This window comes from Roseiterribacter gracilis, assembly GCA_018332375.1.
GTDB classification, from domain to species: domain Bacteria; phylum Pseudomonadota; class Alphaproteobacteria; order BOG-932; family Roseiterribacteraceae; genus Roseiterribacter; species Roseiterribacter gracilis.
This window is the reverse complement of the sequence record BOPV01000001.1, coordinates 2,955,415-2,979,033: the sequence shown is the minus strand read 5'-3', so window position 1 is coordinate 2,979,033 and position 23,619 is coordinate 2,955,415. Positions and strand designations below refer to the sequence as shown.

Here is a 23,619-nt window from a genome sequence, read left to right as displayed (position 1 = left end):
TTGAGGAGCGAAAGCGTCAACGCATGAGCTTCTTCCTTCCGTCGAGCGCGTACGATCGCAACCTACACCGTCAACAGATGCGGCGGCTGAAGTGGCTGTATTTTGTCTTTGTTCTGCAGGGTCTTTTTATAGCTGCGATGCTGTCGCTTCCATACGAAAAGAACCTGTTCCGAAAAGAGTTCGAGCTTCAGAACTTTCAATCGCTGTTTCAACTCGCAGTCGCGCTCAACCTTGCGCTAGCGTCGTTTGCCTCGTTTTTGCCCGGAAACGCAGAGCAACAACGGGAGCGTTTGCTTGAAGCCGACGATGCATTTGCAGCGATCGTTTCTGAAACGGAGCGCGAAATGCGGGAGCTGGAGCGCAACGCAATGGACGAAGCCGCTCTGCACGGAACGGACGATTTCACCATATACATTAATCCGAAGCATCGTGAACTTGAGGATCGTATGGTGTCGGCGGCGCAAGGAGCGTCGGACGCGTTCGATGCATATCGCGACAGCTTTCGAACGCGCCTCGAGAGCACGCTCGAAGAGTGGCAAACTGGCATCGCATTTCTCTCGGGTGGTGTGGCATTCCTCACGTTGATCGGCTGCACATTGTTTACCAAAGCCGGCTTGATCGGGGCTTTTGCTCTGCAGCTCATCTTCGGAGCGCTAGCGGGGTTCTGCTACATGCCGATCTTGATTACCGGCTTTGCGATACTGCTTGCGTTCCGACGGTCGAAAGATCTCGAAGTTGCGATCCGCAGGTTCGAACGCCAGATCCAAGGAATCCCCTGACCGGCGTAGTAGAGGTGAGCTATGTGAGCCGATGGTGTGCCCGCACATTTCCTGCCAACTGTGCGCGCAAATTCGGCTCACACGTTCCCGCACAAAGGCTTAGCGGCCAAAATCGAAAAGTCGGCTCACAATAGGCTCAGATCATACGCGTGGCGGCCGGCCCTTCGAGCGTCGATGCTTCGTCGCGAGTTGCGTTAGTTCAGCGCGAGTTGGAGTTAGCGGGGACGAAAGAGGGTTTTCGGCGGCGAGCGCCCACGCGCTCGAACTCTGCGATTTGCAGATGCAGTTCCTGGATCTGCGCCTCCAGCCGATCCCGCTCGTCGATCAGCGCTTCCACGCGCTCGGCAAGCTTCCGCGCCTTGTTCTTCTCTAGCGCCAGAAGCTCGTCGCGGTCCGCCGTCAAAAGCGCGGCGTTCGCCAAGCGCACGAGTTCCCCGCGCGCCTCCGCCGGCTTCGATACGCCGGCCGGGACTGCACTCTTCCGACGGGAAATCGCCGCGTCGAGTTCCGCATCGATGGCTCGCGCACGCTTGATCGTGCTAACATGCACCCCGGATCGCTTCGCGACTTCGCTCAACGAGGGGCGAACGTCAGGCCACCCGAGCGCGCGCACCGCGTCCCAAATGGCTTCCGACGATTCCGCACCGACGTAAATCTTAGGGGGCACGGCTGCGCATCCGTGACATCGCTTTCGGAATGGCGGCATCAGCGATCGCGTCAAAGCGCGCCTGACGCGCATAGCCGCTAGTGGTGTCGGGATCCTCGTGCGACCACCGGTACGCTGCACTGAATCCATGCGGATAGCAGCAGAGACGGTCGAACACCGTCGCGCGAAGCCCGCGCAACGTAACTCGCGTAGCCAAGCCCGCTCTCAGTTCGGCGAATGACGCAACTCGGTCGACCATCGCCGAGACTGGCAGCTTCGCCGAGGGCACGTCGCCGCGCGTGGGGCGATTCCGAAGTACGAAGAACAACCGCCCTTCGCTGTTCGGATGCACATCCGAAAGCGCGGCCAAAGCCTCGATCGCGTGGAGAACGATGGAGTGCGCCGGCTTCTGGACGACCCGACGGCGACATTTCACGTCGTGCATGGTCAGCATCGCGACGTCGAGATGCCCGAGCCGACCGGGCGCGCGTCGGAGTGTGATGCAGTTGCGAGACATCTCGACGATATCCGCCGGCCGCGCCGTCACCGTGAAGACGGCGATGACGACGTAGGCGGCCGCCTGCAGATCCACCTCCCAGCGCGTGAGACCGTTTACGCCCTTTTCGTTCCGCACGAGTCCGGACGGTCCGCGATACTTGCGGCCCATCTCTTCGAGCCTGCGCGCCTCCACGATCTCGCTGGCGAGCACGAGGGTCTTGAGCGCGGCACCTACGAGACGCGCCAAATCTTCGTCGTTCAACGACGGCGTAGCGTTGCGACCCGACGTAACTTCCTTGGAAGCCGGAAGTTCGAACGCGACTGCGTCATTGAGCCTGCCATCGCGTCGGGCGGCCTGTCCGGCCTTCAGTATTTGCAACAATCGATGCCGCTCCTGCGGACCTGCCGACCCCAAACACGCGGCGCGGGCTCGGGCGATCAGGCTTTCGTCGGTATCGCGCGCGCACGCACCTTCGCCGTACCGCACGATCATGAAAGCGTCGAACTCCTCGGCGGTGAGATTGCCGAATTCGCGCACGCCGATCGACGACATCCAGCGAAGCAGTGGCTTAAGTCGGTTGAAGTACGTTCCGAGCGACGAGAACGACGCCCTGTCGCCAGACGTTTCGAGCAACAGGCGCTTCGCCGAATTGAGAAGGCATGCGCTGCCGGCGACGCCCAGACGATGTTGCTCGTGCATCGCCGCGCGCCAGCGAATGACGCGAGCGGACGCGGATTTGCCGCACCCTTCGGTTTCACTCACGCCGTCCCAAACGTCGTCTTCGATCAAGGACGCGCGGGTGACGTTCGCGCCTCGACGCTCGAAGATGTGCGCCGGCGCGGGAAGCGCTTCGAGAGGCTTAGCCGACGGCGCCATCGGCGTACCTCGCTGCCCGACGAAGCAGGTCTTCTCCCGAGGCAAGCACCGCAACAAGGCACTCTTCCTCGGACGAAAGCGTGCGGACATAGGTCGGATCGAGTTCGCCAGCGTGGCCGGCGCGGCGGGCGGCCAGATCGATCGTGCCTTCGCGCGACGTTTCCTTGAGCGCGAGACGTCTGATGGACGTGAAAGGCCGGCGCGCGATCTCAATCGGCAGGTCGCGCGCCAGACACCAACTACGAACGCACGAACGGATCGTCGTTTCATGGCGGTCGTACCGCTGCGCAACGGGACGGCCGCGACGATCGGCGACGACCCAAAGACAGGCGAGATCGCGCGTCGCCGCCGCTGCTCGCACGCCGGCCGAGAGTTGAAGCCATCGATCGCGCACCTCGCGAAGCGCGATCGCCTGCGCCGGATCCAGGCGCAGCGACTGCGGCCCGCCGGCGCGATGCTTCACGTATCGGAGCCGGTGCGCGCCGCGCACGTCCTTCACGATGCAAGCGGTCGACAACTCGAAGAGCTGTGCGTCCGTCAGTCCCGAAATCCGGGCGAACGCCAGCAAGAACGGTACGGCATCGAACAACCTCGCACGCGTCGAGGCCGTCTCCATGCCGATGCGGATCGCGTCGTCGAGCTTGGCGATCGCGCCTTCGTCGAGCGGTTCGCGAACGAGCGCGTTCGTCGGGGCGAAGACCACCCGTTCCGGAAGGCGGCAGGCGCGCCCCGGCAGTCGCCGAAGGATCGACAGCGCTGCGTCTTCGTGGTCGAGCGTCGACCTTGCGGACAGCGGGCCCGCTCCGTCGAGCCTGCCCTGACGCAGCAATGCGTCCATCATCGTGCGCACGAGCTCATCGTCGATATCCGCGACACGCAGGCACTTCGCACGACGCAACGTCGCCTCGGCGACGGCAAGGGCTCGCGCCATACGCTGCGCGGTTTGCGCGAGCGCCGTTGCAGTCGCCTGCCTGTCCGCGAGCGCAACGACGTCGCGGATCGCATGTCCTAGATCTCCGCGATCGGCCCAACCTCGCAACGGAATGCGCCGCGCCGGATTGGTGGGCGACGGAATCGAGACGACGGGAGATTCCATGTCGGCCTTCATCGCGCCCGTCCTCCGTAGTTGGCGCATCGAATGGCACGCAGCAGATCGCGCGCGCGATCCGGCGGCACGATCGCGAGCGAAACGTCCACGTCATGCTCGAAGAGATCGAGATAGCTTTCCGAGGTCGCGAGGCTGGCGTGACCCATCGCCTCTTTCACGACGAGCGGCGGTGCGCCGACACGGTCCGGTCCTTCAAGCTCGAGCAGCGCCTGGTACAGGCCGCTCGCGAATGCGTGACGTGCCAGCGTCATCGTCACGCGCGCTCCGACCTTGCGCGCGGCCTCCTCGATTGCGTGCGCGATGGCGAACCTCGACGGATATGTGGCTCGGTCCCGACGGTGGCGAAGGAAAGCATCGATGTCGCGCGCCAGATCCGCGCCGACATAGACGGGAGCGCCGTCCGGTCGCTTCTTGCGCCTGATCGTGACCACGCAGTCGCCGCCGCCCAGATCGCGCTTGCAACGCCACGCCTGCAGCACCCGCGGCCCCTCGCTCGTACGAACGCCGGCTTCGAGTCCGAGCCGCAGGAAGATCGCCATCTCTCCGTCGAGCGCGGCCACGACCGCGGCGAACGTCTCGGGCTCGGGCAGGATGATGGTATCGCGGACTTGCCGCGCCGGCCGGATGGTCGGGACCATCGCCACGATCTCGCCGCGCGGCGTTCGAATCTTTTTGGCGATCAACTCATACGGCAACGCCGGCGCTCGTCCGGACGCGACGCAGAACTCCATGAAGGATTCCAGGTGGCGCATCGAAACGCCGATGCCGGCGCGGGAACGCGGAGAGCCGTCGGCGCGCTTGGATCGCCTCGTCCAGTAGCTTGCGTACGATTGCGGGTCCGGGGCGCATGGATCGAGGTCCTGCCCGCCGCACCAGCGCAACCAACGGACGACCTCGCCGACGCGATCGGAAATCGTCCCGACGGCGAGAAGGCGGCCGAGTAGCCAGCGCGCGAACTCGACCATGTATTGAATCGGCCGGTCGTCGCCGTCGAAGGCGACGGGCACCGGCAATGACGGGTCCTTCAGGACATAGACGCCTCTCAAGGCGCCCCGGGCAGGCGGAAGCAGAACGGCGGGCAGGGTCATCTGTTTGTCTCGGAGTGATTCGTGACGCCGCCCGAATCACTCTGCGCGAGTCCTGCAAGGCACAAACCCCTGCATCCGCCGCCGCCACAGCGCCTCGCTCATGGCCCCTGAGGATTTGAGGATTCCCAGCAAGAGGCTCCAGGCAACGTTGTGCGCGCCGGCGAGGTCGCCGGGATCCTCCGGCAAGCCCGAGGTCCAGTGCGCCACGCTCAGGTGCTCGTGCGCCGCCGCGCCGGGGGCATGGCCGGGCGGGACCGGCACCAGCTCGCGCACCGGCTCGATCGGGATCCCGAACCTGGCTCCGCCCGACAGCAGTGCCGGAATCTCGCGGTTCATGCCGTCGAGCGTGACGACCAAGCAGTCGGTCCGGCCGGCCCGCCACAGCACGTCGGTGACGGCGGCCAGAACCCCGCGCTCGTCCACCGCGTCGATCGCCGAGAAGCCGACGATCTCGTCGATGATCGGCATCGTCCGGCGGGCCGGCAGTTCGAGCCGACCGACGGCGACGCTGGCCGCGAGCAGCCTGCCTTGGTCCATCAAGCCGGTGAGCAGCACGAGCGATCGCTCGCCTGCGGTGCGCTTCGGTTTCGCCGATGGCATCAGTGCGCCCGTCGCGGTTGGAGGCCGGCGTGGGCGACGTGGCGCTCCAGGGCGCGGCGGACCGTGCGCAGGTTCGCGCCTTGATCGAGCGCGTCCCGCAGTGCCTTCATCACCCTTGCCGGCGGCATCGGCAAATCCTCGGGATCGGCGAGCATGCGGAAGGCGAGGTCGCGTCTCGCGACTTCGAGCACGTTGTCGAGGTCGCGCCCCGACGGACGCGGCACCTCCACCACCTCGACGCGCGACGTCAGCACGTCGGAGATCGCGTCGGGATCGTTGGCGGTGAGGAGCCAGGAACACGCCGACAGATCGCACGCGCCGAGCAGGCACTCGTCGAACCAGCAGCCCGCGGTCGACGGCTCGAGGAACGCGAGCAGCGCATCTTCCATGCGTCCTTCGAAGCGTCCTGCCGCCTTGTCGATCTCGTCGACGATCATCAGCGGGTTGGCGATCTTCGCGCGCGTCATCGCGAGCAGCGGAAACGCCGGCTGTCGCGAAGCCCAGCCGCGGGCGGTTCCGACCAACGCCCGCACGTCCAGCGACGCGGCGACGGAGAGCAGCGTCGGCTGCAGGCCGAGGAGGCGTCCCACCGCCATCGCCAGGCTCGTCTTGCCGGAGCCGGGCGGTCCCACGAACAGCGTCGGGCCGATGCGCGAACCGCGGGCCGACATCGCCGACGCTTCGAGCTGCCGGCGCAGCAGCGCGATCGCGTCGGCCGCCCACGGAAAACGATACGTGAGCATGTAGGCCAGCAACCCGGGCGCGATCGGCGACGTTTCCAGCGGAAGCGGCCGAGTCAGCGCGCCATACGCGTCGAACAGTAGCTCGCCCTCGCGCGTATCTCGATCGCCGATCGCCTTCACGACGACGAGCGACGGGCCTGGCGATCCAGTCTCGACGTCTTCGTCCTCGGAAAAGTTCAGAAGCTCCTCGACGCCGCCGTCCGGCCGAAGGATCGCGGCGATGCCGCCTTTCGGCGGACCGTCGCGAAACAAGGCCGCCCATTCGTCGCGCAGCTCGTCGAGCGTGTCCGCTTCCGCCAACTTGGATGCGCTGCCGTCCCGCTCGACGCGACGGCGAACCCCGTCGAACACGTCGACCAGCAGGCCCCAGGCCTCTCGCGCGCCGCGCGACGCGGCGACGACGAGCCAGCTCGCGTGCTCGTCGTCGGTCGGCGCGCGCTCGGCAAGCGCGATCGCACAAGACGCATCGCCGTTCAGTGCCGCGGTGTACTCGTCGCGATCTCGTTCGTTGGTCGGCAGCGGATGCACGCGAGCGAGCGCGGATACCACCGCCTCGATTTCGCAGTTGGCCAGGCCGTCCTTCCGACGACGGTCGACGCGCAAAAAGTCTTCCGCGCGCAAGATGCGCCAAAGGCGCAGCGCGGGCTCTTCGATGACGTGGGTCATCGATTTCTCCATCTGGTGATGATGTCGGTGAGCGCCGCAGTTGCGGCGCGGCTCAAGCGGCGGTCAGGCCGCGAGCGTTATGACTTCGCGCACGTACGCGCTGACGCGCGCCGCCTTGCTGGGTTCGAAGCTGATCGTTGCGTTCGACATCGGGGGCAACCTAGGGGCGCACGACGCGTCGTCAAGAACGAAAGTCGAACGATGTGGACCAACGACCACAAAAAGTGACTTATCGGTCACGACCGCACTTGCCATCGGCATCCGATCGAACAACATGCGTCGCAATGAAAGCACACCCACTCATACCGAGCGCCGCCGTCGAATAGACGGGGTAAGCACGGGTGTGCAGGCGGGCCTTATATCCCCGCGGGAGCTGGCAGATTACCGGCGACGGGTGGGTTCGAGTCCCACTGCCCCGACCAATTCAACGGCTGGCTTTTCGCGACGCGCGTTTCTTCGGCTTCTTGGCCGGCGCGTGAAGGACCACGCCTTCTTCGCCGTTCCGGCCGTTCACGAACTCGATGCCTTTCGCATGGAGCGCGTCGACCGCGGCCATCAACGTCGACGTGCGCACGTCCTTGCCGATCTCGAGATCGCTGATCGTCTCGCGTCCGACCTTGGCGAGATCGGCGAGATCGATTTGTGACAGGTCCAGCAGCGCGCGCGCCGCCCGGATTTGTCGCCCGGAAACAACCATCCCGACGATAGACCCCGGATGGCCGGTCGCTGAAAAGCACAAGCCCTTTGAAGTGACCCGCAAGTCTCATAATGTGACTTAAAGGTCGACGCCGAACGGGCGTCGTGTCGAAACCGGAGGCCGAATCAGTGCGCAAGTCCGACTTCACCGGGACGCTCCGCGGCGAACTCGTCGAACACGGGACCTACGACCAGGTCGGCCGCGGCAGCCTGTTCAACTCGCTGAGCTGGAGCGATCCGGACGGCGACGATCGTCAGGCCGGGATACTCGCCGGGCCTCAGGTCGCGGACGAAGTGCGAAAGGGCGGCCCCGGTCTTTGGTACATCCAGCGCGGCATCCTCTTCGCCGTGCGCAGACCGGACGGAATCGTGATCGACGACGTCGGCGAGCTGACGGGTTGGCGCGAGATCACCGTCTACATGCTGTGGGCGATTCCGTTCGTCATCGTGGCGTTGGCCATCGCGATTCCCGCGCTCGCATTCGTGGCGGCGTTCTTCGCCGTCGGGGTCGTATTGTTGTGGCTCGGAATGCGCGGAGTGCCTCGGGCCTACCAACTCCGTAAGCAGCTTGACGCACATGTCGGGCCGATCGTCGGCGAGCCTGCGAGCAATGCTGCGTGAGGCGAACCTTTCGCGGCACGCGGACGTGTTCGTCGGCAGGACGGACGCTCCGGCACGGCTGCATGGGCTGATCGACGAATTCCTCGTTCGCGCGAAGCAAATCGCGAACGGCCGCCCGTTCGCGATCGACGCGATCTCCTTGCGGGAGGAAGGCGTTCGCGTCGACGGGCATGGTCCGGGTTGGACGACCGAAGTCGAAAAGCTCGCGCTGCAGCTCGAAGACGCGACGAACCCGCACCGCGACGGCTAGTCGATTTGAACGGCTTCCCACCCGTTGGGCCCGAAAACCTGCACGACGGGCCGTGCGCCGATCGCGGCGAGTTCGTCGGCAATCTCCTTTGCGAGATGCAACGATCCGACGTTCACGCGCTCCCGCCCGCCGCTGCGCACGTCGAGATACTCGACGGCGATCTGTGCACTGGGCCGAAAGGATTCCATTCCGATTAGATGCCGTAATTTGACGACTACCGCAAATAGTGATGACGGCCGATTAAGACCGGCGCATAGTCGGCGTCGTTCCATGCAGGAGAGCGTTCGATGAACCAAGCGGCGGCCCGCTTCGACAACGATTCACAGCGATTGGGCGTCGCCCTGTCGATCATCGAAACGATGTTGCGCGCAGTCGGTACCGCTTCATCGACGAAGGAACTGAAGGATGCGGAGCCAATGAAAAGGGCGCGCGCATTCCTGCAGGGAGAGATGAGTCGATAGCTTGAGGATTTCGCCCGCTCGAGTGCCGCAACGTCTCGAAGTCGGACTATTTCGCGGACGACGCGGCGAGCGATTGCTGCCAGCGAGTCTGTTCGCCAATTAGCTGATCAAGTTTTTTCAGAAGCGCATTGTATTGTTCCGCCTGCGCGGTGCTGGCGAAGATCAACTTGTCGCCCTGGCGTCTCGGCTTGGCGGCACCGGCGAACTCGAGGATTTGCGCACTAACCGCCATTGCTTGATCGTCGAAGTCGAATCCTTGGGCGCGACGGTTGAACGATTGGATAAATCCGTTGCGAAATTGACTTTTCAGCGCTGTTTCGCCGGTCGCGTTCACTAGCTTTTCGGCGGCTTCGTCAAGCCGGCTCGCTGCAGCATCACGAATCTTAGGTAAGTCGGCGCGTAGCTCTGCGAGGGCGATCCTTCGCTGCTGAATTTCCGCGATGTAGCGCGAAACGACGTCGGGCCTCTCCAAATTTTCCGGTCGAAGCCAAGTTTCCGCACCGGCCATGATCGGTACGTAACGACCGTCGAAATAAGCGCGGGATTCATTCCCGATTCCGATCGCCTTACGAAGAAATTCGGCGAATGGCCCCGATTTGCTCTCAAGCTCAGCCGCCGCCCCGGCTGGATCGCTTTGGAGCTTTTCAAGGATCGGCTCGATTTGCTTCGCATAGTAGCTGTTCTCGATCTTGCGATGGTTCGCGACAACGAGGCAGACGGCAACCGCAAGCGCCCAGGCGGCAAAGGGAAACGGCCGCTGATGCTTGGCGGCCCATCGCCGCCCAACCACAGCGCCGATCACACCGAAGACCGCCGTATTTCCGATGAGGTATGGAATTCCGTCATTGGCGCTTCCCCAGGCGTAGGTGCCTAGCCAGCAGACGAAGGCAGACAGCATCGCCGCTGCACCGACGTGCACCACGCGAAGGGAGGGCGTGCGCATTGCGATTTGCGTCATCCGCAGCTCCTCGTCATGGAGATCATGCTCATCACGGGTACGCCTCGCGAAATCGCGGTGCCGGCTGGAACCATGAAGCTGAAACGCCACCGTTTTCCAGCGTCTAAATGTGGAAAGGTTGTGCTTGTTCTCTGTTTGTTCTCGGCGCATGAGTCCCGACCCAAATCTCAGGCGCGTCGGGATGGAGCGGCATGCCGGAAAAGCCACCGAAACGCTGGATCGACGACAGGCGGGTGCCGCGCTCGAGCCTCGAGGCCATCGAGCTGGCGGCGCTTCGGCGCGAGCTGCTTACCCAGGCTCGGCGAAATGCCGAAACCGAGGTGGTGGTCGGGGAAATACTGCGCCGCATGGGGGTGCCGGACAGCGAGGTGAACGCGTGGCTCGAGGAGGCCTTTCAGGGCGGCGGCGGCCCTGCCGCGCGGAAGATCCTCCAAACAATACCGACGGCACGGGCCAGCCGTAGGTTGCCGAAGGAAACGCTCCGCGACCCTGCCGCTCCGAGATCGATCGCCGCGGTAGAGGGAGAGGGGCTGAGGGTGGTCTCGTATCGCAACGTCTTGGGGCCCGCCGGCCCAGAGGTGCATGCGCGGATGTCCGACGGGCGCACCCTGATGGTCATGTGGACCGGTGCGGGCGACGTCATCGCGGACGCGCACCGGGACAAGACCGCCCTCACCGACGGCCAGATGGCGACGCTTCAGAAATGGGGAGCTCGATGGAAATGATGCGCGTGGACTCGGCGCAGCCATGACCACGACCGAAGAATGCCTGCCGGCGACGAAGTTCGTCGTCTTCACGATGCGCACCGTCGACTACGAGGCCGTGGCGCTCGACGCGGCCTGCATGGAGACCGAATTCGGCATCCCCGAGCATGAGACGATCCGTGGTTTTCTCCGGCTTGGGCTCGGCCTCGTGCTTGACGGCAAGGCAAGCCTGCATGCGTCGGTCGCCGCACCGCTCGACGACTGCATCGCGATCTCGTGCGCCCTGGCCTCCGACGACTATCGGACGATGGAGCTCCTGCTGGAGGTGCGCGGCGGGACCATGCAGGATCTCGCCTACGAACTTACGGCGATCGGCCACCTGGCCGGCGATTCCTAGAGGCTGCCGATGTGCAATCGTGTCCGCCGGACCTACACGGTCCACGAGGTCATCGACTTAGTCGGCGCGCGCTTCGCTCCGCGCACGATCAACTTCGACGCGCTGCGCGCGACAAACCTCGAGCCGCGCTGGAACGTGGCCCCGAAGTCGATCGTCCCGGTGTTGCGCGAACTCGACGGTGAGCTGCGCTTCGACATGCTGCATTGGGACATGTGCCCGACGATGCCGTGGTGGACGAAGCAGCGCGTCGGCGAAACCGCCGAACAGGCGGCGAAGCGCCGGAAGCCGTTGATGACCAACGCCGTGATCGAGAAGGTCAAGACGACGGGTGCGGCGACCTTCAAGAAGCGCCGCTGCCTAATTCCCGTTTCGGGTTTTTGGGAATGGACCGGCGAGAAGGGCGACAAGCAGGGCTGGGCGATCGAGCATTGCGACGGCACGCCGATCATGTTCGCCGGCGTCTGGGATTCGGGTCGTCACGAAGGCGTCGATCGCGACAGCGTCGCCATCATCACGATGCCGGCATCGCCCTGGATGTCGGCGATCCACGACCGCCAACCGGCGATGCTGCCGCCGACGGCCTGGCCCTCGTACATCGACACCGTACCCGACGATCTCGCCGCGATGACCGAGACGGTCGACGACGCGCGCTTCCGCGCCTTCAAGGTCAGCAAGCGCGTCAACAGCGTGCGCAATGATGGGCCGGAGTGCCTAGTGCCGATCGCGGCGTAGGCATCCCGCAGGCAATGCTCGGGTCGGCCGCAACGTGTGAGAGGCGTTCAGCAGCGCAGCGAAAGAAGCGAACGCATAAATGACATCGACCGACCTGTATCTGGATCAAATCCGCACCGACATTCTAGATCATTTGGACCCATCGTACTTCGAGGTTCTATTCAGCCGATCGGACTACTACTCGCGCTCGCGCAAGACCGCCCATCCGGATGTGCGCACATGCCTCCGCGAGACGTACGAAGACGCTCCCGAATATAGATACCTGCTGTCTTCCGCGGAGATCGTTCGAGAGCGTTTGGCAATTCAGGGATACACGGCTGATCGAATGTCGCGCGCGTGGAGCGAGGCTCGCGATATGCGGGTCGAATTTTTGAAGAAGTTAGTCGGATCGATCGGGGGTTCCATCGCGACAGAGGCCGCGGTGCTGGCGAAGATCAGCTACGCGGAATGGCAGCAAGCGTTGGCGGCTAGAGAACGCGCGCGTTTCGAAGGCGGCCCATTCCCGCACGAGGGATTCGATCTGGAGGGAGTATTTTCGCAGGAGCCTTTGTTCGATGTCTTTGCTGCGCTCGCCGTCCGATTGGATGCGCTGAAGCCTACGTCCGTCTGGGTCGACCTGACAGAGCTCTACGACGCATATGAATTCGATCCCTCTGCGACCTTCCACGAGAATCTGGAACGGAGCGCAGAGCCATTCGAAGCGGATGGCGGAAAAATCATCATACTCACCGAAGGCACAACGGATCAGCGGATTATTTCCGCGGCCATGCGCGCGTTCTATCCCGAGTTCGCAGACGCATATCAATTCATCGACTTCGAGGCTTTTAGAATAGAGGGGGGTGCGTCGCCGCTTGCGCGAATGGTGAAATCATTCGCAAGCGTTCGGATGCAGAGCCGCATGCTCGCGATCTTCGACAACGACGCTGCGGGGGCGGAGGCCCTTATGAGCCTTCGGAAGATCACCCTGCCTCCGAACCTACGCGCAATGTGTTTGCCCGATCTCGCGATGGCGCGGTCCTATCCGACCGAAGGACCGGAAGGCCTTCGCTTGATGGATGTGAACGGCCGCGCTTGTTCTATCGAGATGTTTCTTGGACGGAGTTCGCTTGCGACTAAGGGCGGAAAGTTCAGACCCGTCCGATGGTCGCAGTGGAACAAGGCCGCTGGGCGTTATCAAGGCGAACTGGATGACAAGTTCGACGTGATGAAGCGTTTTCTGAGCGATTTGAATCAAACACCACGCAAACTTCGCTGCCGCTATCCAGACATGTGTGACCTTCTGGGTTCCATTTTCGGTGCGTTCAAATCGTGATGAGAGTTGCAAAAACTCGGCTCAATGAGATCGTTGAAGGTCTGATTTGGAGGCCGCTGAGCGATACGAGGCTTGAACGAAAGGCTCGATCGCGCTGACAAAGAATCCACGGAACGAAAGCGAAAGCTGATGCACGTCGCGCTTCATCCATACGAGGATCGCCACGTCGACGTACCGACGTATCTGCTAGAGTTCGGTACGGAGACGACGGGCGGCGAAAAGTACGAGGAGGCCCCGCGTTGTCGATGCGTCGGTTGTCGGTGGCCGATGTTCGTTCGGAGCGGCTCGCGTACGCCGCATTTCGTGCATACGAATGGATCCCACTGCTGGCTCATCAAAGCGCTGGAGCAGCCCTTCGTACCTTTACCTCCAGGCCAACCCGATCCGACCGCCGCGCATCAACTGAGGCTCGCCCTTAGACGCAACTGGCGGCGTCATTACGCGAAGTTGCGGGCCATGGTGCCCGGGCTATCCCGGGAAGAGTTCGTAGAGTTGCTGGAAGCGGCAGTACGGCACCGCATCTTCGAGTACCGGGGCGTGCATGAACATTCGCTGCCCCGGATGATGGTAGTGTTGATGGAGTATCCGCATACAGCCGGCCTTCGAGGGCAGCGCAAACATTGGTATCGCTTCGTCGTTCGTAGCGAAAGCGATGGTACGGCCGAAGAACTTTGGATCGATCGAAATTCGTCTCGACTTGATCGCGCAACGTTCCGCCCGCCAACAAACGCGCGGACCAAGCCCAAGCTTCCGGATTTAATCGGGCTCGAAGACGTGCCGGACGATGATCGATGGCTAAGCGGTTCGGAGCCGCAGGTTCACAAGTTCGTCGAAGTGCTGGTCGAAGAGTGGTTCGCGGCGCGCCGCGCGTTTGCGGGATGACGCGGTTCGCAATCGATTGCGAACGTCAGCCTTGGGCGAACCGGTACACCGAGTTCTTCTTCATCTGCGGGTACTTGTTATAGATCGCCTCGACGAGCTGGCCGAACGATAGCGACTGTACCCAACGCGAAGTCTGTTCAAGCCAACCCTGCAGTTCGCCGTTCAGCTTGGCGAGCTGGCGACGCCCGCGTTCGAAGCCTTCGTCAGTGAGTTGGTACCGGCGATAGCGCGACTCCGGGTTCACGATGCGCACGTATCCGTCATGCTCGAGCTTCTCAAGCATCCGATACACTTCCCGGTCGAACGGGCCGTAGTCGTAAGCGTCGAAATTGAAGAGCTCGCCGCCGAGCGCGGCGGCCTGTTCCTTATCGCAGAGGAAGAAGAACTTCTGGGCCTGGACGGGCGAGAAGCTCGTTGCGGGCGCGGCCGAAAGGCCGGCGAGCACGTTGAGCTCCCGTCGCAAGTCGTCCATCTGCCACCCCCTCCGAATCAGTTACGAATTCCGCTCTCGGCGAGTCGGAAAATCCAGCGAAAAAACGTTGACATAGCGACTTAGGTCCACCCTGTGATCCATTTGAATCACAAGGATTCCGACCGAGAACCGCGTCCGGCGTGAATTACGCGGACTCGAAAAACCTCGGCAGCAGCGCCGCCTGTTCAGGGCGGGCCACCAGGCAGAGAACGCGACCGAGGCCGCCTCGATCCCTGAGCAGGCTGAGAAGCTCGTAGGCGAGCTCTTGGGCCTGCTCGGCCGGTATAACCTTCTGGTTCAGCTCTCCGCGCTCGATCGGGGCACGGAAGTATTCGATACCCAAGGCCGCGAAGTCCGCGGCGGCGACGTTGCGGTCGTAACCCGGCAAGTCGAACCACGGGGTATTCCGGAAGTCGACGATCGTCCTGGGTCGGAGCGTGAGGAGGCGTTCACGGAACTGGGAGCCGACGAGATCGGTCATCGCCAGTACGCTGACGTTCGAGTTGAGCTCGAGTTCACCTTGGGTGTAGGCCGGCGCACGGGTTTCCTCGACCACCCCGGCGACGGGCTGGCCGTCTTCCGCCACAAGCCGTAGATGCGTGCTCACGGCGTTGCGAGCCCTCCGACCATAGCGGCCTCGTCCTTCGCGTAGCTTACCTGCGACTTCTGCCACGCACTACCCCATGGCGGCTGCGTAGCGAGGTCCAGAACGCCGCTATAGCCGTCTTTCAGTTCACGATCCTTGAAGAAGGCCCTGGCGTACATCCGCGGACCGACCCCGACGAAGGGCCGGAACAAAACCTTCGGAGCCTTGGGGTCGTCAAGCGGCTCGGGCGGGGGCGCGGCGACTTTTCCCGTGCCCTTGAGCTGGGCCTCGACCACCTGACCGGCGTGCTCCTTCGCTAGCCGCGCGTGCGCGGCCAGGTCGGCGGAGGTCTTGATCGCGTCCCGGTGCAACGAGAGGGCCTTGCTCTTGGGATAGGGCTCGATGAACTGAACTTCCTTCACGCCCGCGGCGACGATGTGGCGTGCGCAGTAGTGGCAAGGGAACGTCGTCACGAAGAGCCTCGTTCCGGCCGTCGTCGCGCCGGTGCGGCCGGCGGCGAGCAAGGCGTCCATCTCTGCGTGCACCGACCTGCTGAACTCGAGCAGGCCGCCGATCCTTGATCGGCGCATTTCCGACTGCAGCGTCTTGATCGCCGCGGCCTTGTCGAACGGCTCGCCGCGCTGCTTCGCGAGCGCTTCCAATCCGAGCAAGATGTCCGGAATTCCGTCGATCACCTCGGCGATGATGTCGTTTTGGCCGACGTTGTTGCTGCAGACGGCTCCCGGCCGATACATGCAGCGATGATCGACGGTCTGCTCGAAAGCTTGGCCGTAGACGCCTCCGCCGGACTTAGGCACTTCGTTCGTACCGGTGGAGACCAGATTTCCCTCGTCGTCGACGAGGGACGCGCCGACCTGGCGCGACATGCACGCGCTGCGCAGCTTCGCGGCATGCGCTTGATACATGGCGGTCTCCGCGATCGTCGGACGAGGTGGAGCGACGTCGCGCGCGAACACGATGCCGACGAGCCGGCGCAGCGCGCCGCCGATGTGTTCGTCCTTGTTGCCTTCGGCGCCGTCGTTGCTGTTGTCGAGATAGAAGTCGGCGAGTTCGAACGCGCCCTGCACGTGTTGGCCGTACTTGTGGACCTTGTCCTTCTCGTCGCGGTCCATCAGCGTCTTGATCGCGCCCTTCGACTCCGGTCGTTTGCGCGCCGGGCCTACGAAGTACTTGTTCGCAAGTCTTTCCTCGCGCGTGTCTTCGTCCGTGACCACGCCGATCAGCGCGAAGGCCGCGCCATACAGTCGGCGGAGCGCGTACACCTCGGACGGATGTCGAAGCGAGTCGATGACGAACACGCGCCGCTTCTGACCGGGGTCGATCGGGTCGTCCGTGTTCGGATCCACGCCTAGATCCTCGGCGCGCGCGCGGCGGATTTCCTTGACGATGCCCATCGCGACGGATGCGAAGTCGGGACTCGAGGACCGCATCTCGTCGCCGAGGTTCTGCATCATGACGACGTCTTCGATCGTCTTGATGTCTCCGGCGCGCGCGGGCGGGATTTCCCTCGCGCTCTCCGTCGCCCAGCGCTTGATCGCGTCGCTGGCCTTGATCGGGAAGACCTCGGTGATACCCGCGTCGTCGAGCGCGCCAAGGAGAGCCTTCGACACGAAGCTGCTGCCGGCGCCGACCGCGCCGACGATGGCGAAGAAGAACTCCTTCGACAGGTTCTTGTTGAGGGCCGTTTGGGCGTCGTCGGACGGCGCGGCGGCCACCTTCTTGTTCGTCTTCGCTTCAGCCAGAGCCGTCATCGCGTGCCTCTTCGGAGAAGAGGACGGCATCGCGCGACGACGGTTAATCCGCGGTGAAGTTTGGGCGTCGCGGCGTTGACGCGAGCCCGGCCGCCGTGAGCCCGCGCGGATCGTGTCCTTGGGCGCGATCGGGGCGCTCGAAAGGGAGCGGGAAGTGCGCGGGCAGTCCATGTACCCATTTTGTTCTCATTTTCGGCTGCCGGCAACTTCGAACTTTCTCGGCGCAGGCCGAAAAAGTCAGGGAAAAGTGAGGGTAATAGCCCACTGGAAGGGGCAGGCTATGGAAATTCTTAGCCTCAGATTTAATTAGCTTTTTTGCAGAAACAACACTAAAAACTATCCAAGCCACAACATTTAAAACTATCTAAGCCACAACACTAAAAACGATCACAGCCGCAACATCTAAAACTATTCAACCGCCGCCCAAGCTGGAAGCCATGGTTTCTCCGAACGAAAAGCTCGCCTCGTCCCTCGAGGAACTCCACGCCCTTCAGCAGGACGGAAGGCGGGTGTTCCGCTCGAGCGAGCTGACCCGCACCCACCGTGAGCGTCTGGTCCAGGCCGGCTATCTCAAGGAGATCATGCGCGGATGGCTGATCTCCAGCAGCCCGAACGTCCGCGTGGGCGACACCACGCCCTGGTATGCGTCCTTCTGGGAATTCTGCGCCGCCTACTGCAACGAGCGCTTCGGCGATCGATGGTCGTTGTCGGCGGAGCAATCGCTGAGCCTGTATGCCGAGGAGACCGCCGTCCCTCGACAAGTCATCGTCTGGTCGACCCAAGCGACCGGCAATCTGATCCGGCTGCCCGAGAACACGTCGATCTACGAGACGAAGATCAGGACCGAGCCGCCGGCGGTCGAGGTGCGGGACGGCCTTCGGCTTCTATCCTTGTCGGCCTCGCTGGTCGGCGCGTCGATCGCGTTCTACCGATCGAGGCCGATCGTGATCCGCGCTGCGCTCGCCGCAATGAAGTCGCCCGCGGAGGTGCTCGCGATCCTCTTGGACGGCGGCCACACCGAGAAGGCCGGGGTCATCGCCGGTGCGCTGGGTGCCATCGGGCGCGGCGACTGGGCGAACGAGATCGTCGACGCGATGAAGGCAGCGCATCACGCCGTCCGCATCACGAATCCCTTCGACGGCGAAATCGCCGCGCCGGCCGTCGTCGCGCCGTCGCCCATCGTCGGTAGACTGCGATCCATGTGGGATCTGCATCGCGACGCGGTCATCCGCAGCTTCCCAGCCCCGCCCGGCGTGCCCGCAGACCACGACGCGTACCTGCAGGCGGTCGACGACATCTACAAGCACGACGCCTATCACTCGCTTTCGATCGAAGGCTATCGCGTCACTCCCGATCTTATCGAGCGCGTGCGCGCCGGCACCTGGGACGCGGAAGCGAACGCGACCGACAACGAACAGAAGAACGCGATGGCCGCGAAGGGCTACTGGGACGCGTTCCAGATCGTGCGCAGCGACGTGGCCCGCATCGTAAACGGCGAGAGCGCCGGAGCGGTGGTTCGCGAGGATCACAACGTCTGGTATCGCGCACTCTTCCAGCAATTCGTCTCGAGCGGCGTGATGCGCGCGTCCGCATTGGCCGGCTACCGCTCCACGCCGGTCTTCATCAACCAGTCGCGCCACTTGCCGCCGCGCAAGGACGTCGTGCCGGACGCGATGGGCGCGTTCTTCGAACTTCTCGCAGCGGAGCGCGACGCGGGCGTGCGTGCTGTGCTGGGCCATTGGATGCTCGGCTACATCCACCCGTACTCGGACGGCAACGGCCGCGTCGCGCGTTTCCTCATGAACACGATGCTCGCGTCGGGCGGCTACCCGTGGACGGTCATTCGCGTCGAAGATCGAGCGCAGTACATGGCAGCGCTGGAAAGCGCGAGCGTGGACGAAGACCTCGCACCGTTCGCCCAATTCATTGCGGAACGCGTGAAGTGGGCGATGGACTTCAGCGCGAAGCCCAAGAGCGATCCGGACGACGAGGAGCCTGCGCCGGCACCCTGATCGAGATCTGCCGGCCGCGGCGTTGTAGGATGCGACCTGACATCGAAGCGACGAACAGCATTGGCAAAAGGACCACCGCCGAAGCGCCATCATTGGTGGCCGAAGTCGCACCAGCGCATTTGGACTGCGACGGATGGTTCGATCGCGTGCGTTCGTCGCGAAGCCGACGGCTCGTTCAACGAGTTCCGCACCAAGCCGAACAACATCGCCGTGGTAGGTCGTCTCAACTCGGCGTTGGCCGAGGCAGGGGTCCGGACCGAGCGCCTCGAGGAGTTCTTCGACCACCACGTCGAAGCGGACGCAGCACCGATCCTGGCTCGTCTGGGCGATCCTGCCGTCGGGCCGCCCCTGTGGTCGCAGCGATTCAATCTTGCGCCCGCCGCACGGCGGAAGTTGGCGCTGGACGGCTTCCGGGCTCCCGGCGTCCCCGAACTGCTGCCGATGTCGGCGGCGGAAAAGACGATCGTCGCCGCTTTCGTCGCGTCGATGCTGGTGCGCGTGCCGACCTACAAGGAGGTGCTACGTTCCCCCGCGCTGTTCGGCAGTCTCGTAGACGCGGCCGGAGGAGAACTGCTCGTCGACGGTGAGAAGCTTAAGGTCGAATTAGATCGCCTGCAGGAGCGCGTGATCCTGCACCACTTGCGCGAATACGCTCGCTCCATGCGGAACATGACCTGGTTCGTGGCGGAATCGGACTGCGACGCGGAGTTTCTGTTTTCGGATGCGCCGGTCATTACCGCCGAATACGGCGCTCACGAAGACATAGACCTCAGCTTTCCGATATCGCCGACGCGTACGCTACTCATGACGCGGAAGTTCGTCTCGCCGTTCACCGATGCACTCCGCGTCATGCGCTGCGCCCGGAAGGTCGTGAACTTCTACAACAAGCTGGTCGTAATGAACGCGGAGTCGAGCGTCTTCTCGCGTGGCCGGCCGCCGGTTGCTTTCATTCGGCGCTATCTTGGACAGCGCGTGTTGCGGGTCTCCACCGGCATCAACGTGGCGCCTGCCGACGCTCCGCTGGATGCGATTGGCCCGGCACCGCTATTCAGCGGAATGCAGGTCCGACAGGTCGAGCGCGGCGCGCCACGAAGTTGAGCGGTTCGATTGACGGTCAGCCGCGCCGGCTCTTCGCTGACGATGCCTTCTTGGGCCCGGTCTTCAAAACCGGGATTTCCGCTACTGGAACCAGCACCGGAATCTCGCCGAGCGTGTCCTGCAGTTCTGCCCGTGCTTGGGCGATCTCCATTCGCGCCTGCATATCCAACCATTCCAGCGCGGAGGTCCCGGGCATGGCCTTTTCCAGGCGCACGGCCATCTGCGGGGTGACCCGCCGATCGCCGTTCTGAAGCTGGTGAGCCGTGACGACGGTGACCTTCAGGGCGGCGGCGAGTGCGCGCTGCGAGATCCGATGTTCCTTCATCACGTGCCGAAGGAGGTCGGCCGGCCCCGAAGGAACGGCCGACGCATCTTCAGTCGATACGCTCACGGTCGATGTCGATCGCACCACGGAACTTATCCCACGTGAACGTAATGAACGTCCGCCGGCCGATATGCACGCCGTAGCGGTGCAGCCCGTGATCCAGCAAACGGTACAATTCGCCCTTCGACGCGGAGAGGCGAACGAACTGCAGCGAACGCGCCGCGGCCAGCGTGGCCCGCACGCGTTCTTCCGCGATGTCGAGCGCGGATTTGCGGCCACGTCGGCCGCGCGAAAAATCTGACATTGGAAACCTCAACACTGTCGGTCCGAAGAACTTCAGCGGCAGAAGCCGCGAGTTTCCGGTCGACAGGCGGAGGGTTGCCGGTCCGCAGTGCGAAGCTGCGGATCATCGAGAACAGCGTCGGCAGCCGGTCTTCAAACCGGACGCCTATAAAACGAACGATCGCGCGCCAAACCCTGCGCACGCGCTGGGTGACGGAGTAGGCGAAGGCCGCGGTCGAGAACGCGCCCTTCGCAATCGAGCGAAGCTGCTCTTCGAACGCGCGAGTGACTGCGCGCAGCAAGCGGAGCTCGATCAACCGTGCGCGATCACGCAGCGTCAGTGTTTCCGGAGCGCGGGCGGAGAGCGACGCGAGCTGCCGATCGAGCGCGAAATGTGCAAACTCGTGGCCGATCGCGAATAGGCTTTTCTGCGGGACGCGCCCGGAGCCGAGCAAATCGGCATAGACATCCGGCGGCGGCCGCACTTTCTCGAGCGCGAGAGCGGCCGCCCGCATCCGACCATCGTGGTCGTGCGCCAGCGCATTGCGGGTCGCTGCATATTCCGAGAACGCAGCGCCAACATCACCCAACACGCTTCCGGCGTTATTGCCGCTGCGTGCCGCCAGTTCGGCCCACCAGTCGCCACGGAAGCTGCAGCCACCGATCCAGCTCGTCATGTGGCGCTGAGTCTCGGCCTGCCCGGCGTACATGTCGAAATGCCAAGGCTGAAGGCCGCCATAAATTGCGCGTTCGACTTGGCGTTGCTGTTCCATCAACCGGTCGACCGCACTGAGCCCGAACGACCTGTTGTAGCGTTCGCTCGCAGACAGGCCGTCTTGCGCGCTCAGACTGGCAAGGCGCGTACTCACCGAATCTACGGATGCGTGGACTTCGTGGATACGTCGGGCCGCGTCGGATGCTGGTTGAGCGATGTGGTCGTACATCTCCCGCGCGCGCTGTTGCGCTTGGCGGATATGGTCGATCGCGCCGTAGCCGTTCGCCAATTCGACGACCCGCCGGGCAGCCGCGACATCTTCGTGGCGGCGGCGCAGCACTTCCGACGCGCTGTCGCCAGCGACGGATTTGAGGAAGTGCAGGGCGGAAGCGTCGATCACTCGACTGTTATCGTACCTGCTAATTTTGATGTCAACGTGGGAACCCCCAGCCGGTATCGTCGGCCTGGCGGGCGGCCCAGTTCGGCTGCGGCTACCTGCAGAGTGTCGCTTTGCACTCACGGCGACAGCCGAAGAACTCATCCGCCACGGATGGCTTTCGACACCTTCTGCGCGACCCGAGGCGGAAGTCTCGGCATCACCTTGCGCAGCTTCTGCCGCTGACCTTCCTGGAGTGTCTGCGCGATCATCGCCGCAGCCGCCTCGGCCTGTTCGGGCGACATCCAAGCGAGCGCGCGCAATGCCCGACCGGCCGGCTCTTCCGGAAGCGAAAGGAGCCAGCCAGGCGCGTGGCGCAACTCGACTTCCTGCAGCCCGAGCTTCAGCCTCTTGCTCTTGCCGCTCGTAAGGAAGACTGGGCGCACGGGGACCTGCGTCGTCAGGCCGAGCGCGTTCGCCGCGGCAGCGCCGTGGCTGGCAACGATCTCGCCTCGTTTCTTCGCGAGACGCAGGACCAGCGTTTCCGCACGAGGCGGAACCGATCCGAAGCGGGATTTCTTGGGACGTACGTAGACCCCCCGCGCCGGGCGCAGCAGCTCGCCGCTGCGGGCCAAGCGCGACAACGCCTGATCTACGGCGCTCCGAGAGCCGAACTGTTCGAGTTCGGCCGGAACGATGGGGGTGCCGGGCGGCAGCGACTTGGCGTACGCCCAAATCCGCTTCGAAGTAGAGGTCACGGCGGTCTCCATGTCAGAAGCGGTAGCACGCTTTCTGACAGCCGACACCCGGAAAACCGTGTAAGTTCCACTGGTTAACGGATAAGCCTTCCGATGGCGAGATCGCAAGGTGGTAGTCGGGGCACGAATTGACGAGTCCTGCCCCTCGGGTCGGAACGTTACCTTGGCGCGCGCCGCCGTAGGCCTACGTCGGGAGCCAGGGCGTATAGGGCACACGACCTTGTCGTTGTGACCTATACGCCCCGCGCGCTGTCTCCAGGGCGTATAGGTCACAACATTCTTTTTATTGGCCCACCGGGAGCGGGCAAATCGATGCTCGCGGCGCGGCTGCCGGGATTGCTGCCGCCGCTGACGCCCGGCGAAGCGCTGGAAGCATCGATGATTCATTCGCTGGCTGGCGCATTGCCCGATGGCGGTCTGGTGCGCAACCGGCCGTTCCGCGCGCCACATCATTCTGCGTCGATGCCGGCACTGATCGGCGGCGGTGCGCGCGCGCGACCGGGCGAAGTTTCGCTGGCCCATCGCGGCGTGCTGTTTCTCGATGAGCTGCCCGAGTTTCAACGCAGCGCGCTGGAAGCACTGCGCCAACCGATCGAAAGCGGGCAGGCGGTGGTGGCGCGCGTGCATAGCCACGTGACCTATCCAGCACGGTTTCAGTTGGTCGCGGCGATGAATCCGTGCCGCTGCGGCTGGATCTCCGACGCGATGCGCGCTTGTTCGAAAGCGCCCAAATGCGCCCAGGACTATCAAGGAAGGATCTCGGGGCCGTTGCTCGACCGGATCGATCTCACCGTCGAAACACCGACCGTCGCTGCCAGTTCATTGTCGCGCACACCGCGCGGCGAAAGCAGCGCGATCGTTGCAGCACGCGTCGCAAAAGCGCGCGACGTACAAGCGCTACGTTGGGGCCGCGATGGCGCCACCAACGCCGAAGCTGACGGTGACGCGCTCGATCGCGCCTGCGCACCCGATGAAGCCGGTCGTGTCTTGCTGGATGAAGCGGCCGAACGATTCCACTTCTCCGCGCGCGCCTATCGCCGTGTGTTGCGCGTCGCGCGCACGGTCGCGGATCTCGAAGGCGCCGACGCGGTGCGCCGGCTGCATGTCGCCGAAGCGATCAGCTATCGGGCGTCGTAGGCCGCTTGCGCCAGATCGTCGTCTGGAACCGCTCGACGAAGCCCGCGCGCGATATCGTTTTGGGGTTT

At 63.8% G+C, this 23,619-nt stretch carries 26 protein-coding genes, 1 tRNA gene and 1 pseudogene; 13 read left to right on the top strand and 15 right to left on the bottom strand.

Annotated elements, in window-relative coordinates; all coding sequences use genetic code 11:
• The first annotated feature begins 23 nt into the window (after positions 1 to 23).
• The gene (locus tag TMPK1_RS14840) at positions 24 to 779 is read left to right on the top strand and encodes a hypothetical protein (RefSeq protein WP_420243875.1); all 756 of its coding nucleotides are present in this window, start codon (positions 24 to 26) and stop codon (positions 777 to 779) included.
• A 199-nt stretch (positions 780 to 978) separates the two neighbouring features.
• Here the strand turns inward: TMPK1_RS14840 and TMPK1_RS14835 are convergent, their stop codons facing one another.
• The 6 genes from TMPK1_RS14835 to TMPK1_RS14810 all read right to left on the bottom strand — a co-directional run bounded on the left by TMPK1_RS14835 (position 979) and on the right by TMPK1_RS14810 (position 7,005).
• A complete protein-coding gene (locus tag TMPK1_RS14835; RefSeq protein ID WP_420243873.1) occupies positions 979 to 1,356 on the bottom strand; it encodes a hypothetical protein in 378 nt (125 codons plus the stop codon).
• 79 nt (positions 1,357 to 1,435) lie between these two features.
• Complete coding sequence (locus TMPK1_RS14830; RefSeq protein WP_420243872.1) at positions 1,436 to 2,800, bottom strand: hypothetical protein; 1,365 nt, start codon at positions 2,798 to 2,800, stop codon at positions 1,436 to 1,438.
• Positions 2,784 to 3,908 (bottom strand): hypothetical protein, encoded by a 1,125-nt coding sequence (locus TMPK1_RS14825; RefSeq protein ID WP_420243871.1) that lies wholly within the window; start codon positions 3,906 to 3,908, stop codon positions 2,784 to 2,786. The genes TMPK1_RS14830 and TMPK1_RS14825 overlap by 17 nt, the downstream gene beginning before the upstream one ends.
• Positions 3,905 to 4,996 carry a site-specific integrase gene (locus TMPK1_RS14820; RefSeq protein WP_420243870.1) on the bottom strand — a complete coding sequence of 364 codons (1,092 nt, stop codon included), beginning with the start codon at positions 4,994 to 4,996 and terminating at the stop codon, positions 3,905 to 3,907. Before TMPK1_RS14820 ends, TMPK1_RS14825 begins: the two co-directional genes overlap by 4 nt.
• A 36-nt stretch (positions 4,997 to 5,032) precedes the next feature.
• Positions 5,033 to 5,596: a hypothetical protein gene (locus TMPK1_RS14815; protein WP_420243869.1), complete on the bottom strand. Its 564-nt coding sequence runs from the start codon at positions 5,594 to 5,596 to the stop codon at positions 5,033 to 5,035.
• Positions 5,596 to 7,005, bottom strand: a complete 1,410-nt coding sequence (locus TMPK1_RS14810; protein ID WP_420243868.1) for an AAA family ATPase — start codon at positions 7,003 to 7,005, stop codon at positions 5,596 to 5,598. The genes TMPK1_RS14815 and TMPK1_RS14810 overlap by 1 nt, the downstream gene beginning before the upstream one ends.
• Before the next feature lie 327 nt (positions 7,006 to 7,332).
• Here TMPK1_RS14810 and TMPK1_RS14805 point away from each other — a divergent pair.
• Positions 7,333 to 7,427, top strand: a tRNA-Ile gene (locus TMPK1_RS14805).
• A 2-nt stretch (positions 7,428 to 7,429) separates the two neighbouring features.
• On the opposite strand, the gene TMPK1_RS14800 is transcribed toward TMPK1_RS14805, so the two are convergent.
• A complete protein-coding gene (locus TMPK1_RS14800; RefSeq protein ID WP_420243867.1) occupies positions 7,430 to 7,702 on the bottom strand; it encodes a helix-turn-helix domain-containing protein in 273 nt (90 codons plus the stop codon).
• 128 nt (positions 7,703 to 7,830) lie between these two features.
• Here TMPK1_RS14800 and TMPK1_RS14795 point away from each other — a divergent pair, with 128 nt between their 5' ends.
• Both TMPK1_RS14795 and TMPK1_RS14790 read left to right on the top strand, forming a co-directional pair.
• Positions 7,831 to 8,322: a hypothetical protein gene (locus TMPK1_RS14795; RefSeq protein ID WP_420243865.1), complete on the top strand. Its 492-nt coding sequence runs from the start codon at positions 7,831 to 7,833 to the stop codon at positions 8,320 to 8,322.
• Entirely contained in the window at positions 8,312 to 8,572 is a 261-nt protein-coding gene (locus TMPK1_RS14790; RefSeq protein WP_420243864.1) for a hypothetical protein, read from the top strand. The genes TMPK1_RS14795 and TMPK1_RS14790 overlap by 11 nt, the downstream gene beginning before the upstream one ends.
• On the opposite strand, the gene TMPK1_RS14785 is transcribed toward TMPK1_RS14790, so the two are convergent.
• Positions 8,569 to 8,760: a hypothetical protein gene (locus TMPK1_RS14785; protein WP_420243862.1), complete on the bottom strand. Its 192-nt coding sequence runs from the start codon at positions 8,758 to 8,760 to the stop codon at positions 8,569 to 8,571. The genes TMPK1_RS14790 and TMPK1_RS14785 overlap by 4 nt on opposite strands.
• Positions 8,761 to 8,859: 99 nt before the next feature.
• On the opposite strand from TMPK1_RS14785, the gene TMPK1_RS14780 reads away from it, so the two are divergent.
• A complete protein-coding gene (locus tag TMPK1_RS14780) occupies positions 8,860 to 9,033 on the top strand; it encodes a hypothetical protein (protein ID WP_420243860.1) in 174 nt (57 codons plus the stop codon).
• 46 nt (positions 9,034 to 9,079) lie between these two features.
• Here the strand turns inward: TMPK1_RS14780 and TMPK1_RS14775 are convergent, their stop codons facing one another.
• Positions 9,080 to 10,141 (bottom strand): hypothetical protein, encoded by a 1,062-nt coding sequence (locus tag TMPK1_RS14775; protein WP_420243858.1) that lies wholly within the window; start codon positions 10,139 to 10,141, stop codon positions 9,080 to 9,082.
• Positions 10,142 to 10,182: 41 nt separating this feature from the next.
• On the opposite strand from TMPK1_RS14775, the gene TMPK1_RS14770 reads away from it, so the two are divergent.
• The 5 genes from TMPK1_RS14770 (at position 10,183) to TMPK1_RS14750 (ending at position 14,018) form a co-directional block, all read left to right on the top strand.
• Positions 10,183 to 10,716 carry a hypothetical protein gene (locus TMPK1_RS14770; RefSeq protein ID WP_420243856.1) on the top strand — a complete coding sequence of 178 codons (534 nt, stop codon included), beginning with the start codon at positions 10,183 to 10,185 and terminating at the stop codon, positions 10,714 to 10,716.
• A gap of 22 nt (positions 10,717 to 10,738) precedes the next feature.
• Entirely contained in the window at positions 10,739 to 11,092 is a 354-nt protein-coding gene (locus TMPK1_RS14765; protein ID WP_420243855.1) for a hypothetical protein, read from the top strand.
• Positions 11,093 to 11,101: 9 nt separating this feature from the next.
• The gene (locus TMPK1_RS14760; RefSeq protein WP_420243853.1) at positions 11,102 to 11,824 is read left to right on the top strand and encodes an SOS response-associated peptidase; all 723 of its coding nucleotides are present in this window, start codon (positions 11,102 to 11,104) and stop codon (positions 11,822 to 11,824) included.
• A gap of 79 nt (positions 11,825 to 11,903) precedes the next feature.
• On the top strand, positions 11,904 to 13,136 hold the full coding sequence (locus TMPK1_RS14755) for a hypothetical protein (RefSeq protein WP_420243851.1): 1,233 nt from the start codon (positions 11,904 to 11,906) through the stop codon (positions 13,134 to 13,136).
• Positions 13,137 to 13,265: 129 nt separating this feature from the next.
• On the top strand, positions 13,266 to 14,018 hold the full coding sequence (locus tag TMPK1_RS14750; protein ID WP_420243849.1) for a competence protein CoiA family protein: 753 nt from the start codon (positions 13,266 to 13,268) through the stop codon (positions 14,016 to 14,018).
• 25 nt (positions 14,019 to 14,043) lie between these two features.
• Here TMPK1_RS14750 and TMPK1_RS14745 read toward each other — a convergent pair whose 3' ends face one another.
• The 3 genes from TMPK1_RS14745 to TMPK1_RS14735 all read right to left on the bottom strand — a co-directional run bounded on the left by TMPK1_RS14745 (position 14,044) and on the right by TMPK1_RS14735 (position 16,848).
• Positions 14,044 to 14,490, bottom strand: a complete 447-nt coding sequence (locus tag TMPK1_RS14745) for a helix-turn-helix domain-containing protein (protein ID WP_420243848.1) — start codon at positions 14,488 to 14,490, stop codon at positions 14,044 to 14,046.
• Positions 14,491 to 14,635: 145 nt separating this feature from the next.
• Complete coding sequence (locus TMPK1_RS14740; protein WP_420243846.1) at positions 14,636 to 15,097, bottom strand: hypothetical protein; 462 nt, start codon at positions 15,095 to 15,097, stop codon at positions 14,636 to 14,638.
• On the bottom strand, positions 15,094 to 16,848 hold the full coding sequence (locus TMPK1_RS14735; RefSeq protein WP_420243845.1) for a deaminase: 1,755 nt from the start codon (positions 16,846 to 16,848) through the stop codon (positions 15,094 to 15,096). The genes TMPK1_RS14740 and TMPK1_RS14735 overlap by 4 nt, the downstream gene beginning before the upstream one ends.
• Before the next feature lie 437 nt (positions 16,849 to 17,285).
• Here TMPK1_RS14735 and TMPK1_RS14730 point away from each other — a divergent pair, with 437 nt between their 5' ends.
• Positions 17,286 to 18,860, top strand: a complete 1,575-nt coding sequence (locus tag TMPK1_RS14730; RefSeq protein ID WP_420243844.1) for a Fic family protein — start codon at positions 17,286 to 17,288, stop codon at positions 18,858 to 18,860.
• A 60-nt stretch (positions 18,861 to 18,920) separates the two neighbouring features.
• The gene (locus tag TMPK1_RS14725) at positions 18,921 to 19,958 is read left to right on the top strand and encodes a DUF4238 domain-containing protein (RefSeq protein ID WP_420243842.1); all 1,038 of its coding nucleotides are present in this window, start codon (positions 18,921 to 18,923) and stop codon (positions 19,956 to 19,958) included.
• A 16-nt stretch (positions 19,959 to 19,974) separates the two neighbouring features.
• On the opposite strand, the gene TMPK1_RS14720 is transcribed toward TMPK1_RS14725, so the two are convergent.
• The 3 genes from TMPK1_RS14720 to TMPK1_RS14710 all read right to left on the bottom strand — a co-directional run bounded on the left by TMPK1_RS14720 (position 19,975) and on the right by TMPK1_RS14710 (position 22,426).
• Positions 19,975 to 20,349, bottom strand: coding sequence for a HigA family addiction module antitoxin (locus TMPK1_RS14720; protein ID WP_420243840.1), 375 nt, complete (start codon positions 20,347 to 20,349; stop codon positions 19,975 to 19,977).
• A gap of 26 nt (positions 20,350 to 20,375) precedes the next feature.
• Complete coding sequence (locus TMPK1_RS14715; RefSeq protein WP_420243839.1) at positions 20,376 to 21,680, bottom strand: hypothetical protein; 1,305 nt, start codon at positions 21,678 to 21,680, stop codon at positions 20,376 to 20,378.
• A gap of 137 nt (positions 21,681 to 21,817) precedes the next feature.
• The gene (locus tag TMPK1_RS14710) at positions 21,818 to 22,426 is read right to left on the bottom strand and encodes a DUF6088 family protein (RefSeq protein ID WP_420243837.1); all 609 of its coding nucleotides are present in this window, start codon (positions 22,424 to 22,426) and stop codon (positions 21,818 to 21,820) included.
• Positions 22,427 to 22,681: 255 nt separating this feature from the next.
• On the opposite strand from TMPK1_RS14710, the pseudogene TMPK1_RS14705 reads away from it, so the two are divergent.
• Positions 22,682 to 23,551 (top strand): annotated as a pseudogene (locus TMPK1_RS14705) (YifB family Mg chelatase-like AAA ATPase); the annotation flags it as partial.
• Positions 23,552 to 23,619: the final 68 nt, after the last annotated feature.

What these genes read in the sequence shown, in the direction of transcription:
- TMPK1_RS14840 (WP_420243875.1), top strand. Translation starts at nt 24, where the DNA reads ATGAGCTTCTTCCTTCCGTCGAGCGCGTACGATCGCAACCTACACCGT.
- TMPK1_RS14830 (WP_420243872.1), bottom strand. Translation starts at nt 2,800, where the DNA reads ATGGCGCCGTCGGCTAAGCCTCTCGAAGCGCTTCCCGCGCCGGCGCAC.
- TMPK1_RS14825 (WP_420243871.1), bottom strand. Translation starts at nt 3,908, where the DNA reads ATGAAGGCCGACATGGAATCTCCCGTCGTCTCGATTCCGTCGCCCACC.
- TMPK1_RS14820 (WP_420243870.1), bottom strand. Translation starts at nt 4,996, where the DNA reads ATGACCCTGCCCGCCGTTCTGCTTCCGCCTGCCCGGGGCGCCTTGAGA.
- TMPK1_RS14815 (WP_420243869.1), bottom strand. Translation starts at nt 5,596, where the DNA reads ATGCCATCGGCGAAACCGAAGCGCACCGCAGGCGAGCGATCGCTCGTG.
- TMPK1_RS14810 (WP_420243868.1), bottom strand. Translation starts at nt 7,005, where the DNA reads ATGACCCACGTCATCGAAGAGCCCGCGCTGCGCCTTTGGCGCATCTTG.
- TMPK1_RS14800 (WP_420243867.1), bottom strand. Translation starts at nt 7,702, where the DNA reads ATGGTTGTTTCCGGGCGACAAATCCGGGCGGCGCGCGCGCTGCTGGAC.
- TMPK1_RS14790 (WP_420243864.1), top strand. Translation starts at nt 8,312, where the DNA reads ATGCTGCGTGAGGCGAACCTTTCGCGGCACGCGGACGTGTTCGTCGGC.
- TMPK1_RS14785 (WP_420243862.1), bottom strand. Translation starts at nt 8,760, where the DNA reads ATGGAATCCTTTCGGCCCAGTGCACAGATCGCCGTCGAGTATCTCGAC.
- TMPK1_RS14780 (WP_420243860.1), top strand. Translation starts at nt 8,860, where the DNA reads ATGAACCAAGCGGCGGCCCGCTTCGACAACGATTCACAGCGATTGGGC.
- TMPK1_RS14775 (WP_420243858.1), bottom strand. Translation starts at nt 10,141, where the DNA reads ATGCGCCGAGAACAAACAGAGAACAAGCACAACCTTTCCACATTTAGA.
- TMPK1_RS14770 (WP_420243856.1), top strand. Translation starts at nt 10,183, where the DNA reads ATGCCGGAAAAGCCACCGAAACGCTGGATCGACGACAGGCGGGTGCCG.
- TMPK1_RS14765 (WP_420243855.1), top strand. Translation starts at nt 10,739, where the DNA reads ATGACCACGACCGAAGAATGCCTGCCGGCGACGAAGTTCGTCGTCTTC.
- TMPK1_RS14760 (WP_420243853.1), top strand. Translation starts at nt 11,102, where the DNA reads ATGTGCAATCGTGTCCGCCGGACCTACACGGTCCACGAGGTCATCGAC.
- TMPK1_RS14755 (WP_420243851.1), top strand. Translation starts at nt 11,904, where the DNA reads ATGACATCGACCGACCTGTATCTGGATCAAATCCGCACCGACATTCTA.
- TMPK1_RS14750 (WP_420243849.1), top strand. Translation starts at nt 13,266, where the DNA reads ATGCACGTCGCGCTTCATCCATACGAGGATCGCCACGTCGACGTACCG.
- TMPK1_RS14745 (WP_420243848.1), bottom strand. Translation starts at nt 14,490, where the DNA reads ATGGACGACTTGCGACGGGAGCTCAACGTGCTCGCCGGCCTTTCGGCC.
- TMPK1_RS14735 (WP_420243845.1), bottom strand. Translation starts at nt 16,848, where the DNA reads ATGACGGCTCTGGCTGAAGCGAAGACGAACAAGAAGGTGGCCGCCGCG.
- TMPK1_RS14730 (WP_420243844.1), top strand. Translation starts at nt 17,286, where the DNA reads ATGGTTTCTCCGAACGAAAAGCTCGCCTCGTCCCTCGAGGAACTCCAC.
- TMPK1_RS14710 (WP_420243837.1), bottom strand. Translation starts at nt 22,426, where the DNA reads ATGGAGACCGCCGTGACCTCTACTTCGAAGCGGATTTGGGCGTACGCC.